This window comes from Peptidiphaga sp. (assembly GCF_057238965.1).
The window spans coordinates 1-11,710 of record NZ_DBHHEV010000077.1 but is presented as its reverse complement, the minus strand read 5'-3'; the positions used below and the strand labels follow the sequence as shown (position 1 = coordinate 11,710).

The following is an 11,710-nucleotide window of genomic DNA, read 5'->3' as shown; positions in this document are numbered from 1 at the left end:
CCGTGCAGTTTCCAACCTAAAGCCATGGGGTCCTCTCCCGTTGCGTCACGGGCACCCGATGGGGCACCCGATCTAGCGTAGAGCATGCCGGCGGCCGGACGCGTTCGCCCCGCCGACGGGCCTATGAACAGTCTCAGGCACGCGCGGGGCCGGAGAAGGCGGGAGCGGAGCCGGAAAGCCCTGCAAGGCGGGATTCTATGGCGGCCCACACCTCGGCCGGAGCCTCTTCGGGAGCGTAGTGCCCCGCTCCGGGGACGGTCGTCGCAACGAGATTCCTGATGCCGGCCTCGTGCAGCCCCTTCTCGTAGTCGCCGAGCGCACCCCCTTCTCTTTCTCCGCGCAAGTAGAGGACGGGCGTCGAGATTTCCTTCAGGTCGCGTGCATTTCGATCCGCGTCGCCCCACAGTCCGCGATACAAGGCGAAACCCTGGGCGAGGGCCTCCGGCCTCTTGTAGCTGGCGGCGTAGGCCTTGCGCGCCTCGGCCGTTATCGCCGAAGGGTCGGCGGATATCGCATCGTAGAAGTAATCGAAGTACGCATCGACGTGGTTCGCGACCAGCGTCTCTGGAAGGTCGGGAATGGAGTGGAAGGCGAAATGCCACAGGTACGGGTTCGTCAGCACCTTCTGCCACGGAAAGACGCCCGGTATCACCGTATTCATGATCACGCCGCAGTGCACGCCGTCATATTCCCGCAGGTAGGAGTAGACAACCATCCCACCGAAATCGTGCCCGACCAGCGTGGGCTCTTCCAGCTGCAAGACGCCGGCCAAATCGCGGATCGCCCGGGCGAGAGCCAGGGAATCGCCGTTTGGCGCCTCCATCCGCGAGCGTCCGATCCCGGGCAGATCGACGCTCAGGCACCGCCACGACGTCCGCGCCAGGTCGGTGAGCGCATTCCACGCCGAATGGTCCTCGGGCCAACCGTGGAGGAACACCAGGGGCCGTGCGCCTTTGGGCCCGACGTCGCGAACGAAGACGTCACAACGGTCGAGATTGACGACATAGGAATCTGTGATAGACATATTTCATGTCTATCACAGTCGGCGGCGAAGCCTCCAGCGGCTTCTCCGAGTACCGTCGCGGTGCCGGTTTCCTTCTGGCCCGGCTGGGCGCGCTGGCAGAAAGGCAGTGGAATCGTCACCTCAAGGCCTATGAGCTGACGCAAAGCGAGTTCGCCGTTCTGGCGGCCCTTCCCGCGCGGAAGGGCCTGCGGCAGTCGGACGTCGCCGCCAGGGCGGGAATCGATCCGCGCAACGCCGTCGCCGTCATCGGGGCGCTTCAAAAGCGGGGTTTGGCCGCCTCCCAGCCAGACCCCGAGGACGGACGGGCCAAGATGCTCAGAATCTCGCGGCTCGGCTCACAGCTGTTGAACCGCTTGCACGAGAGGCTGGCGCCCGAGCGCGAAGAGTTCTTCGCCGGGCTGTCCCCGGGCGAGTATTCGACCCTGTGCTCGCTGCTGGAGAAGGTCTATCGCGAACGGCAGGCTCAGGCGCCGTCGCGGCGGTAGACAACCTCGAAGAACTCGACCACGATCTCGCCCTCGGGGTCGAACTCGATTCCCAGCGCGGCGCATTCCCGCGCGAAAAAATCGCGGTGTTCGACTTTCCATTCGTCGAGTGTTCCTTCGCCCTCGGCCTGCGCGATCTCGGGGCCGACGTCGGCGAAGGGGATCTTGCGCACGTCCGCGGTGCGCAGCAGGGCGAGCGGCCGGTCCGCGCCGTCGCACATGATGGAGAGATCGCCGACCTCGGGGATGTCGATTCCCTCGGCCTCGTAGGAGGCGAGCCATGCGGAGGTCGCACTTTTTTCGCCGTCGAGCACGAGCTTGGCGAGGCGGTCGGACATCTCCGGGCCGTCGCCGAAGGCGAAGGCGGGAGGCCGCAGGGACGCGGCGTCGTCCTGGCCGAGGACGGCCTCCAGCGGGGCGATCCCCGCCACGTTGCGTGCGCGCGTCCAGAAGGCCTCGAGCTCTGTCTGCGTTCCAGCTTCGGCGCCGTTTGCTGAGCTTTCCTCCGGGAGGCTGCGGTCCGAAGGGGCTCCGCCGTCCGAGGATCTGCCGCGGTCCGAGGCGGCGTCGTTTGCAAAGCCTTCCTCCGAGGGACCGGGGGCGACGTCGTCCCGACCGGCGGCCTGGCTGTCATTCCTGCTCATGGGAGCCCTTTCTGCGTTGGATCGTCTGCCCTGCGCGATTCGCGCTCGCGGGGCTTTTTCCTACGGGCATGCGTTTGTCGGGTTCCCGACCGCCAAACCCTCAGCTTCCGCGCCTTCGGCTGCCTCGTTTACGGCTGCCGGTCTTTCGACCGTCAAGCCTTCGGTTTCCAGGGCGGTTTGAATCCACTGCATCGTGAGGATCCGAGCTGCGGCGTTGACCACGAGGGCGCCTCCGACCGCCGCAGCGACCTTTCCGCCTGTCCGCCGCCACGAGCGCAGGCCGCCGGCGAAAAGCACCGAGCCGACTCCTGCCTGAATCGAGGAAACGATTTCCGTCACGCGCGGACGGTCGACGAAGAGCCTGCGATAGGTCTGCCAGTACCCCGTCTTCGACTTCGATTCCCCAACCGATCCGTAGGCGACGCTCGTCTGAATCCTCTGGGTCAGGGGCTTCGGCTCGAATACGATCGCGCCGGGAATGGCGGTCGCACTGAGCAGGCCGGAGAGGAAATCGGCGATCTCCTGCGGAAGGCCGAGGGCGGCGACGAGCATCGCGGGGGCGGTGTCCGGGTCGGCGTGCAGTGCCTCCTCGATGCGCGCGGCGTCGACGGCGGCGACAGTCTGGGCGATCCGCTGAGAGATGGCCCCGGGGCCCAGCTCTCGGGCGACGAAATCGGAGGCGGCGGCGTCTGCCTTCACCCACGGCACAGGCTCAAGCTCGTCGTCCCAGCGCCACACGAGGCGCGGCCCGCGGCAGCGCACGGACAGCACCGGGGCGTCCAGACCCGACGGATCGGTGCTCAAGGCGATCGCGAAGCCCGGCTTGCCGGCCCTCCGGGCGTCCTCGGTCCCGTCGAGCTCCATAGCCACGGCGCACGCGCCCTCCATGCGGAAGACGGCGAGAGAACGCCGATTGGCGGCGGCGAGCCCAGGCATCTCGGCCAAAGCGATGTCCGAAACGACGAGCATCGGGCCCTTGAACTCGGGAATGTCCTCGCCAGCCTCCTCGCCGGCGTCCTCACCCGCTCCCTCGCGGGCGTCGTCGCCGACGCCCTCCGCAGCGCCTTCGCCTGCTTCGCCTTCCGCCTGCCGTTCTAGCGCCTGGAGGGAGGCGACGTCCACGTCGTCGCCCTCGACGTCGACTTCGCCGAGGTCGATGTCCCCCCAAGCGATGATCCCGCCCATGTCGATCTGAAGCTTGCGGAGGGCCCCGTCCATCTCTTCGACGAACTCGGCCAGCGTCGGGCCGGGCGCGGCCTCTCCGTCGTCGTCGAGGACGGCGATGCGCCTCCTTCGCCCGGTGACCGCGAGCTCGAGGCGGTAGCCGTCCTCCCCCGACGCGGCGCCTCTTCCGGGGATCCGCCGCTCGGCGAGGAAGTTCTCGATGTCGTTCACCGACGCGAGCGCGGGATCCAGCCGCAGAATGTCGCCGCTGACGGGACGCCAAGTAACCATTGTTCCTCCTACTGCGAACGCGCCCGAAGGCGGTCGATTTGGTAGAGCGCGATTCCGGTGGCAACCGCGGCGTTCAGCGATTCGAGCTCGGCCGCGATGGGAACCGACGCTGTCGCGTCGCACGTTTCGCGGGTGAGCCGGGCGAGTCCCTTGCCCTCCGAGCCGGTCACGAGCACGATGGGGGCGTCGGCGAAGGAAATGTCCTCGATCGCCGTGTCGCCGCGTCCGTCGAGCCCGACGACGAAGTACCCGCGGGCCTTCAGCTTGCCCAGGGCCGCGACGAGATTCGGCACGCGGGCAGCGGGAACGCGGGCCGCCGCCCCGGCCGAGACCTTCCACACCGTGGCGTTCACGCCGGCCGAGCGCCGTTCGGGCACGACGACGCCGTCCGCGCCGAAGGCGCTGGCCGAGCGCATGACCGCCCCGAGGTTGTGAGGATCCGTCACCGAGTCGAGCGCGACGACGAGCCCGGGCCTGCCGGCGCGCGCTCCCCTGCCCGCCCGCTCAACGAGGTCCTCGACGTCCGCGTATTCGTAGGGCGGGACCTCTATGGCCACCCCCTGGTGGACGGCGCCGTCGGTCATACGGTCGAGCTCCGTGCGCGAGGCCTCGAAAAGCGGCGCGCCGAGGGCCGTCGCCGTGCGGACCACCTCGCCGAGGCGCTCGTCGCTCGCGACGCCTCCCGAAACGAAGACGCGAGAGAGGGGAATCCCGCTCCGCACCGCCTCGAGAACCGCATTGCGCCCGGCGATGAGCTCGTGCCCGGGAGCCAGGTTCAACTCCGGACGCAGGCGATTGGCCTTCTCGAGCTTGGCCTGCTCTCGGCGCGCCGCTTCCGCCGCCAGCTTGCGTTTGTGCGCGGGATGGTAGACGCGGTCTTCGGCCTTCGGCGTCGGCCCCTTGCCTTGAAGGCGGCGCCGATTGTTTCCGCCGGATCCGACGAGGGCGCCTTTCTTGCCCTTCGGGCGTTTCGTCCTGCCGTCGGCCATCAGCGTCCCTCCACGTGCCAGCGTGCGCCCTCGGGCGAGTCCTCGACGACGACGCCGGCAGCAGCCAGCGAATCGCGCACCGCGTCGGCTGTCGCCCAGTCCTTGGCCGCCCGCGCCTCGGCGCGGCGTTCGAGCATGTCGGCCACGAGCGCGTCGAGCGCCTTGCGGGCGGCGTCGGACCCCGCACCGCTCCGCCACTGGGGGCTGAGCGGATCGAGCCCCAGAATGTCGAGCATCGAGCGGACCTCGAGCTGAGCGCGCCTGACGCCCGCCGGGTCGCGCTCGCTCAGCGCGGTGTTGCCCTTGGTGACGGCTTCGTGCACGGCCGCGAGCGCCCCGGAGACGTTGAGGTCGTCGTCCATCGCCGCCGTGAACGCCGCGGGAAGGCTGTCCGGGCCGAGGGACGCCACCTCGTCGAGTCCGATCTCCTCGGCTTCGGCGGCGCGCGCGACGAAGCCGGCCAGACGGTCCCAGACGGCCTGCGCCTCGGCGAGGGTCGCGGGCGAATAGGCGACCGTCGAACGGTAGTGCACGGTTCCCAAAGCAAACCGCAAGACGACGGGCGGGACCTCGCGCGCGACGGCCTCGACGGTCAGGGAGTTGCCGAGCGATTTGCTCATTTTCTCCCCCTCGATCGTGACCCACGCGTTGTGCATCCAGTAGCGGGCGAACCCGCGCCCCGCCGCGTGCGACTGCGCCTGCTCGTTCTCGTGGTGCGGGAAGCGCAGGTCGATCCCGCCGCCGTGGATGTCGAACGTCTCACCCAGATAGCGGCCGGCCATGGCCGAGCATTCGATGTGCCAGCCGGGCCTGCCTCTGCCCCACGGCGCCGCCCACGCCGCGGTCGCGGGCTCGCCCGGCTTGGGGGCCTTCCACAGCGCGAAATCGTGCGGATTGCGCTTGTCAGGCTCGACCTCGGATTCGTCGACCGTCATGTTCGCCAGAGACTGACGCGTGAGGGAGCCGTAGTCCGGGAGGCTGGCGACGTCAAAATATACGTTCCCGGGATCGCCGACGTAGGCGTGGCCGGCGTCCAAGATTGCTTGGATGAGCTCGATCTGGTCGGAGACGTGTCCGGTGGCCCGGGGCTCGCACGTGGGCGGAAGAACCCCCAGCGTGCGGTAGGCCTGCGAAAACTCCCGCTCGAAGCGGTAGGCCCATTCCCACCAGGGGCGGCCGGCCTCGGCGGATTTGCGGAGAATCTTGTCGTCGATGTCCGTCACGTTGCGGACCATCCGCACGTCGTACCCGCTGCGGCGCAGCCACCTTGCGAGCACGTCGAAGGCGAGCGCCGAACGCATATGGCCGATGTGCGGGGCGCCCTGGACGGTTGCGCCGCACAGGTAGATCCCTGCCCGGCCCGGTTCGAGCGGTTCGAAGTCTCGCAGCGAGTGCACAGCGGAATCGTAGATCTTCAAGCTCACCCCCCTAGGGTATCCAATGAGCGCCGCGAAGGGTTCGATTTGGCTCGCCGCACGCCAGCGGCCGAGGGTTCGCGCCCGCGCTCGGCGTGCGCAGCAAGTAAATGCACCGTAAAGTAAAAGGCATGAGTACTCACACGGACGATGGGGGCCAAACTCGCACCGGCTTCCTTTCGCGCAAAGTCGTCATCTGGGCGTCGTGGGACGTCGGCTCTTCGGCATTCAATTCGGTGGTCACGACCTTCGTATTCTCCGTCTACCTCACCACTCCGAAACTCTTCGGGCCGTCCGCGAACGCGAACCTCGGATGGACGACGGCGCTCGCGGGCATTCTCGTCGCCCTGGCGGCCCCGGCGCTCGGCCAGTGGGCGGACCGCACGGGAAAGACTCACACCGTCCTGACGGCGACCACCCTCGCGCTCGCAGCGCTCATCGGCGCCATGTTCTTCGTCAAACCCAGCGAGCACTATGTGTGGCTCGGCCTTCTTCTGCTCGCCGCGAGCAACTTCGTGTTCGAAGTCGGGTCGGTGATCTACAACTCGATGGTCTCCGACATTTCGACTCCCGAGAACGTCGGCCGGGTTTCAGGCTTCGGCTGGGGCCTGGGCTACATCGGTTCGATTTTGCTTCTCTTCTTTCTGCTCGTCGGCTTCATCCAGCCCGAAGTGGGGCTTTTCGGCGTCACAAGCGAGGACGCGCTGAACATCCGCGTTTCGATGGCGGTGTGCGCGCTGTGGACCCTCGTCTTCTGCCTGCCCTTGCTCCTGACCTCGCGCAACCGCTCTCCCTCGGGCGAGCCCTCGCGCGGGCTCTTCGGTTCGTACGCCGACCTCGGACGCTCGATCGCCCGCCTGTGGCGCGAGAGCCGCTCGGTTGTGTGGTTCCTCGTCTCCTCGGCGATCTACCGGGACGGGCTGGCCGGAGTCTTCACCTTCGGCGGGGTGCTCGCCGGCGTCGCCTTCGGCTTCAAGAGGGAAGAGGTGATCATGTTCGGCATCGCCGCGAATCTCGTGGCGGGCGTCGCGACGGTCGTCTTCGGCCAGTTGGACGACAGGATCGGCCCGCGCAAGGTGATCGTCGGCTCGTTGGCCTCCATGTGCGTGCTGGCGCTCGTCGTCTTTTTCGGAAAGCCCGCCGGCCCGATCGTCTTTTGGGTGTTCGGCCTGGCCCTGTGCGTTTTCGTCGGGCCGACGCAGGCGGCCTCCCGCTCCTACCTGGCGCGGGTCGCGCCGCCGGGCTCCGGAGCCGAAATGTTCGGGCTGTACGCCACGACGGGCCGGGCCGTCTCATTCCTCTCGTCGGTCATGTACTCGAGTTCCATCACTCTGGCGAGCAAGATGAGCGGCCGGCCCAAAGACGACGTGGCAATCTATGGAATCCTCGGGATCGTCGTCATTCTCCTCGTCGGCCTGGCGACGTTCATTCCCGTCCGGCCCGAAACTGAGACGTCTGAACGATCCGATCGCGCGGCGGCCCGCACGCCAGCCTGAGGCTGCGGAAGCCTGCCGCACCGGCGTTTTGCGTGCGCCTCAGGCCCGCGGACGCTCGTCGATCTTCTCAAATTCGGATCGCACCGCGCCGAGCGCCTTCTCACGCTGCTCGTCATCCACATGCGCCGGACCGTAGGTGACCACGGGCTTGAGGGGCTCGTATCCCACGAACCGGAAGATTCCCTCGTTGACGTGGAAGAGGAAGCTCTCGATGGGAGCGAGCGCCCCGTCCTCGGAGTACATGTCCTCGGGCCCGCCGGTGGTCGTGAGCACGACGGCGCGCTTGCCAACGAGCGCGGCCTCGTCGAGAATCCCATAATCCCCGCCGAAAACGGCGCCCGTGACGAAAACCCGGTCGACCCAGCCTTTGAGGATCGCGGGAACCGAGAACCACCACAGAGGGAAGGAAAAGACAAGGAGGTCCGCGGCGAGCACGCGATCGATGTCCTCCCGAATTCGCGGTTTCAGGGTGCCCGCCTTGATAGCCTTCAGGTGCTCGTCCTGCGGCTTGAACGGCTCTTCGACATGCTCGAACTCGCCGCGGTCGAGCACCGGGTCCAGCTTGTTTTCGTACAGGTCAATGACATCGACTTCGTAGCCCTGCCGCACCAGCTCGTCGCGGGCCGCCTGCATCTGCGAGGTGCAGAACGACGCCGATTCGGGGTGTGCGTGAACGATCAAGGCTTTCTTGGCTTCAAACGTAGAACTCATACTGCGAGAGTACGTACGGATCCACAGCACGGGCAATCACGGCGGCGGCTTTTATCCTGACAGCGGATAACGGAGTAAGCGGCGCCGTCGCTCAGGGGCTAGGCTGCGCCATCTCTTGCGGTTGAGCGCCGCTTGCGGTCGGATGCCGCTTGCGGTTGAGCGCCGCTTGCGGATCAGCGGCGGCTCTCCGCAAACCAATGCCGCTCTCCGAGAGCCAGCGCGGTCGCAAACCGACGTCGCCCACGAACCGAGCTCAGACCCTGCGGTTCAGCGTCAAATCCTATGAACCAACGCAGTCGCAATAGCGGCCAAGCCTTCGCCCCGCCCGGTGAAACCGAGACGGTCCGTGGTGGTTGCCGAGACGCTGACGGGCGCGCCGACGACGTCGCCCATGGCCCGCTCCGCCTCGCCCTTGCGCGGCAGAAACCTGGGTCGTTGGCCGACGATCTGGATCGAAACGTTGACTGCCGCCCAACCGTCGGCGCGGGCCAGACGCACGGCTTCGGCAAGGAGCGCGCTGCCCGAAGCTCCGGCCCATTCGTACCGTCCCGTGCCGAACGCCGTGCCGAGGTCTCCGACGCCCGAGGCGATGAGGATGGCGTCGCACGCGGCGTGGGCGGCGACGTCGGCGTCGGAATGCCCTTCGAGCCCGCGTTCGCCGGGCCACTGGAGGCACGCGAGAAAGAGCGGGCGGGACGGATCCTCGCTGAAGGCGTGCACGTCGATTCCTGTTCCCACGCGAATGTCCATGCAGAAATTATCTACTCGCGGCGCATATGCGACAAGGCTGCGGATCGGGCCGGCGGCAACTCGAAAAGAGGCCAGCGCCCGGAGGGGACTGGCGCAGACCGGTGAAAGGCCGAGCCGAATCGACGGATTCCGGCGCCGAGGCCCGGCAGGCTCAGCGCCCAGCAGGCTCAGGCTCAGTCTCCGAGCGAAGGGGCCTCCGCGGATTCAGGCGCCGAGCGAGGGGTCGTCGGCCAGCAGCTGCGCGATCACGAGGTCGATCGGCCGCGTGATCTTCATCGACCGCTCGCTCCCGCGCACAAGCACGACGGGCAGCCCGGCCGCCTCGACGAGGGCGGCGTCGTCGGGGGCGGCGCTCGCCTCTTCTTCTCCTTTTTCGGCGAAATCGCGGTGCGCGCGGAGGACGGCGTCGAGGTGAAAACCCTGCGGCGTCTGCATGGCGCGCAGCAAGGTGCGATCGTGGGTCTCGACGACGCGCTCCAAATCGGCGCCCGCTTCGCCGTCGGCGATGCGCTCGACTCGTTTGATCGTGTCCGCCACCGGCAGCGCCGGGACGACGGCCGGATGCCCGGCGGCCAACGCATCGACGACGCGCCGGATCACCGCACCGGGCACGAGTGGGCGCGCCGCGTCGTGAATGAGGACGCAATCCGAGCTCGCGGCGGGGCGGTACGCCTCAAACACGCGATCCAACCCGCGCGCGACCGATTCTTGACGCGTCCGCCCGCCGCCGACGACGTCGACCTCAATCCGCCCCGCAGCGCCATCGATCGGCTCCGCCGCTTGCCCAAGACCGTCCGCAACGCCCTTAGCCGGCCCCGCGGCCCCCCCGAGGGAATCGGCGGCTCGCCCGAGGGGAACGGGCTGGAGAATCCCTTCGAATTCCTCGATTCGATCGGCGGGGGCGACGATTGCGATTCGATCGACGACGCCGGACTCGGCCATCGCGCGCGCAGAGCGGACGAACAAAGGCTCGCCGGAAAGCCGCTCGAGGGCTTTTGCGCCGCGCGAACCGAATCTCGTTCCCTTGCCGGCGGCTACGACGACGGCGGCGACTCGCACTAGAGCGCCGATTCGCCGAGAATCTCGTCAAGGAGTTCGAGCGCCTCGCCCTCGGAGACCTGCCGCGCGAGCGCGACCTCGGACCCCAAAATCTGCCGGGCCTGCGACAGCATCCTCTTCTCCCCCGCCGAAAGGTGCCTGTCGGCGTCGCGACGCGTGAGGTCGCGAACCACCTCGGCCACCTTGATGACATCGCCCGACGTCAGTTTTTCCGAATTTGCCTTGTAACGACGCGACCAGTTCGAAGGTTCCTCGATCTGGTCCGCCCGCAAAACGGTGAAAACCTGCTTCAACTGTTCGTCGTCGGAGACGTCGCGCACGCCGACGTCCTCGAGCATGTCCGCGGGAACCTGGATCTCCAGGTCCCCTTGCACGACGCGAAGCTTGAGATACGTCTTCTCCTCGCCGCGGATCTTGCGCGTGAAGACGTCTTCGATGCGAGCCGCGCCGTGATGCGGGTAAACGACCGTCTCGCCGATTGTGTAGGACATGCGGTCCCATTCCCTTCGCTTCAGACTGGTTCCAAGTAGACATTCTATCATTAAGGCGGTAACGTCGGCTCTTTTACCCAGGTTTTAGTACCCCATTGCGAAACTGATCGAAAGGCGTTAAGCGACACGGTCCCCCACGTCGACGCCCCGGAGTTTTCTGCCGCACTTCGCCGATTGCCGTCGGCAAGCAACGCGCCGACGACGCGCTCCGCAGCCCACTGCGCGTCGCGATTCCGACCGATCGCCTTCCACACCCCGCCCCACAAACCCTGAACAGACGAAAACCTCCCAACGATTCCAGTTCTCGAATAAAACGAGAACCGATTCTCGACGCCTTCCGGTTCCCGAACAAACGGGATCCCGTGCCCTTTCACGAGGCGCATACGCCGCTCGGGGCGAGAAGGCCCTCGGAGCGCCATTCCCCGCACACGAGACAAACGCCGCACCAGCCCGAAGGCCGACCACACACAGAAAGAAACGCTTCATTCCGACTTGCGGCGGGGCCTTCGGGCCACGTGGCGGCGACCGGACTCACTTGCCCTGGTTGGCCACCGCCGCGATCTTCGCCTCGGCCTCGGGGTCGAGGTACGTGCCGCCCTTCTTCACCGGCTTGAGCGTCTTCTCGTCAAGCTCGTAGACCAGCGGAATGCCCGTTGGAATGTTGACTCCGGCGATGTCGTCGTCGGAAATGTCGTCGAGGTGCTTGACGATGGCTCGCAACGAGTTGCCGTGAGCGGCGATCATGACCGTCTTGCCGGTCTTGATTTCCGGGACGATCGTCGACTCCCAGTAGGGAAGGAGGCGCTCGAGAACGTCCTTGAGGCACTCCGTGGCGGGAATCGGCTCGCCGGCGTAGCGCGGATCGGCGTCCTGAGAGAACTCGGAACCGGCCTCGATCGGCGGCGGCGGAACGTCGTAGGAGCGGCGCCACTGCATGAACTGCTCCTCGCCGTACTCGTCGCGGATCTCCTTCTTGTTCTTGCCCTGGAGGGCGCCGTAATGGCGCTCGTTGAGTCGCCAATGGCGCTCCACGGGAATCCAGTGGCGATCGGCCGAATCGAGGGCAAGGTTCGCCGTCATGATGGCCCGGCGAAGCATCGATGTGAACAGCTTCTCGGGAAGCACTCCGGCTTCTTTGAGGAACTCGCCCCCGCGGACGGCCTCGGCGCGCCCCTTCTCCGACAGCGGGGG

The 11,710-nt window shown here is 67.1% G+C and carries 12 protein-coding genes; 2 read left to right on the top strand and 10 right to left on the bottom strand.

What is annotated here, in order from left to right:
• Positions 1 to 133: 133 nt before the first annotated feature.
• Complete coding sequence (locus ACO48X_RS08960; protein WP_485001746.1) at positions 134 to 1,024, bottom strand: alpha/beta fold hydrolase; 891 nt, start codon at positions 1,022 to 1,024, stop codon at positions 134 to 136.
• 5 nt (positions 1,025 to 1,029) lie between these two features.
• Here ACO48X_RS08960 and ACO48X_RS08955 point away from each other — a divergent pair, with 5 nt between their 5' ends.
• Positions 1,030 to 1,509: a MarR family winged helix-turn-helix transcriptional regulator gene (locus ACO48X_RS08955; RefSeq protein ID WP_485001745.1), complete on the top strand. Its 480-nt coding sequence runs from the start codon at positions 1,030 to 1,032 to the stop codon at positions 1,507 to 1,509.
• On the opposite strand, the gene ACO48X_RS08950 is transcribed toward ACO48X_RS08955, so the two are convergent.
• Genes ACO48X_RS08950 through cysS form a run of 4 tightly spaced genes read right to left on the bottom strand, consistent with a single transcriptional unit; the run spans position 1,488 to position 6,021 of the window.
• A complete protein-coding gene (locus ACO48X_RS08950) occupies positions 1,488 to 2,153 on the bottom strand; it encodes an ASCH domain-containing protein (protein WP_485001744.1) in 666 nt (221 codons plus the stop codon). The genes ACO48X_RS08955 and ACO48X_RS08950 overlap by 22 nt on opposite strands.
• A gap of 60 nt (positions 2,154 to 2,213) precedes the next feature.
• Positions 2,214 to 3,608, bottom strand: a complete 1,395-nt coding sequence (locus ACO48X_RS08945) for a hypothetical protein (protein WP_485001743.1) — start codon at positions 3,606 to 3,608, stop codon at positions 2,214 to 2,216.
• A gap of 8 nt (positions 3,609 to 3,616) precedes the next feature.
• Positions 3,617 to 4,597, bottom strand: a complete 981-nt coding sequence (gene rlmB / locus ACO48X_RS08940) for a 23S rRNA (guanosine(2251)-2'-O)-methyltransferase RlmB (protein ID WP_485001742.1) — start codon at positions 4,595 to 4,597, stop codon at positions 3,617 to 3,619.
• A complete protein-coding gene (cysS, locus tag ACO48X_RS08935) occupies positions 4,597 to 6,021 on the bottom strand; it encodes a cysteine--tRNA ligase (RefSeq protein ID WP_485001741.1) in 1,425 nt (474 codons plus the stop codon). The genes rlmB and cysS overlap by 1 nt, the downstream gene beginning before the upstream one ends.
• A gap of 122 nt (positions 6,022 to 6,143) precedes the next feature.
• On the opposite strand from cysS, the gene ACO48X_RS08930 reads away from it, so the two are divergent.
• Positions 6,144 to 7,508 (top strand): MFS transporter, encoded by a 1,365-nt coding sequence (locus ACO48X_RS08930; protein ID WP_485001740.1) that lies wholly within the window; start codon positions 6,144 to 6,146, stop codon positions 7,506 to 7,508.
• 39 nt (positions 7,509 to 7,547) lie between these two features.
• Here ACO48X_RS08930 and ACO48X_RS08925 read toward each other — a convergent pair whose 3' ends face one another.
• The 5 genes from ACO48X_RS08925 to ACO48X_RS08905 all read right to left on the bottom strand — a co-directional run.
• The gene (locus ACO48X_RS08925; protein WP_485001739.1) at positions 7,548 to 8,219 is read right to left on the bottom strand and encodes an NAD(P)H-dependent oxidoreductase; all 672 of its coding nucleotides are present in this window, start codon (positions 8,217 to 8,219) and stop codon (positions 7,548 to 7,550) included.
• A gap of 273 nt (positions 8,220 to 8,492) precedes the next feature.
• Positions 8,493 to 8,969 (bottom strand): 2-C-methyl-D-erythritol 2,4-cyclodiphosphate synthase, encoded by a 477-nt coding sequence (ispF, locus tag ACO48X_RS08920; protein ID WP_485001738.1) that lies wholly within the window; start codon positions 8,967 to 8,969, stop codon positions 8,493 to 8,495.
• A 204-nt stretch (positions 8,970 to 9,173) separates the two neighbouring features.
• Positions 9,174 to 10,028 carry a 2-C-methyl-D-erythritol 4-phosphate cytidylyltransferase gene (gene ispD / locus ACO48X_RS08915; RefSeq protein ID WP_485001737.1) on the bottom strand — a complete coding sequence of 285 codons (855 nt, stop codon included), beginning with the start codon at positions 10,026 to 10,028 and terminating at the stop codon, positions 9,174 to 9,176.
• Positions 10,028 to 10,519, bottom strand: coding sequence for a CarD family transcriptional regulator (locus ACO48X_RS08910; RefSeq protein WP_485001736.1), 492 nt, complete (start codon positions 10,517 to 10,519; stop codon positions 10,028 to 10,030). Before ACO48X_RS08910 ends, ispD begins: the two co-directional genes overlap by 1 nt.
• A gap of 531 nt (positions 10,520 to 11,050) precedes the next feature.
• Positions 11,051 to 11,710 (bottom strand): phosphoglyceromutase (locus tag ACO48X_RS08905; protein WP_485001735.1); only part of this gene is annotated, 660 nt, incomplete at its 5' end.